The organism is Micrococcus sp. LASM2_SD2, from assembly GCF_057364565.1.
The window spans coordinates 1-856 of sequence record NZ_JBNFOB010000429.1 but is presented as its reverse complement, the minus strand read 5'-3'; the positions used below and the strand labels follow the sequence as shown (position 1 = coordinate 856).

2 protein-coding genes are annotated in these 856 nt (G+C 75.1%); both read right to left on the bottom strand.

What is annotated here, in order from left to right; translation table 11 throughout:
* A partial coding sequence (locus AC2W7A_RS12935) for an MFS transporter (RefSeq protein WP_485991681.1) occupies positions 1-521 on the bottom strand: 521 nt, incomplete at its 3' end.
* Positions 518-856, bottom strand: a 339-nt coding sequence (locus tag AC2W7A_RS12930; RefSeq protein WP_485991680.1) for an ATP-binding cassette domain-containing protein, incomplete at its 5' end; no start/stop codon positions are given. The genes AC2W7A_RS12935 and AC2W7A_RS12930, both read right to left, overlap by 4 nt.

Sequence of the window (856 nt, the reverse complement as noted above, 5' to 3'; positions counted from 1 at the left end):
GGCGGGCTCGCGGCGCCGATGACAGCCCCGGGCCACGGCCGGTGCCAGCGCCTGGGCCCGACGACGGGCCGCATCGCCCCCTCCAGGCCGTTCACGGCCATCAGCTGATCCTCGTCGACGAGCATCGGGACCAGCGCCGTGTAGGCCGGGAAGAAGAACGCCGTCGAGGCCCCGATGAGCAGGGCCGAGAGCCCGAGGAGCCAGTACGGCGCCGCCCCGGCAAGGGCGAGCCCCGAGACGGTGCCGGCCGCCACGGCGTTCGCCGCGAGGACGATCACCAGGATCCGCTTCTTCGACACCCGGTCGGCGACGACGCCGGCGGGCAGCGAGGCGGCCAGCAGGCCGATGCCGCTCCACATGACGACGCCGGCCAGCGTCCGCGGATCGGCCCCGAGGTCGAGGACCTGCATGGCCAGGTACAGGGTCCAGGCGCCCTGGGCGAAGAGGGTCAGCACCATCGCCGCGAACAGCGGCCGGTAGCGCGGGGAGGACAGCGGCTTCAGGGCGGCGGTCGGCATCATCGGGCCACCCCCTCGGCGGTGAGCTCCAGCCGCGGCCAGTCGGAGAGGTCGCGGAGCATCTGCCGGTCGTGGGTGGCCACGACCACCGCCGACCGGGTCGTGCGGAGGGCCTCCGTGAGCTCGTCGACGAGCGTCGCGGAGAGGTGGTTGGTGGGCTCGTCGAGCATCAGCAGGTCCGGCCGCTCGGCAAGGCACAGGGCCAGGTGGAGGCGCCGCTGCTGCCCCTGGGACAGGCGGCCGACGGGGGCGTCCATGCTCCGGGGCTCCAGGAGCCCAAGCGAGGCGAGCGGCGGCGCCCCGCCGTCGTCGTCCGCCAGGAGGCCCCGGCGGTGCAG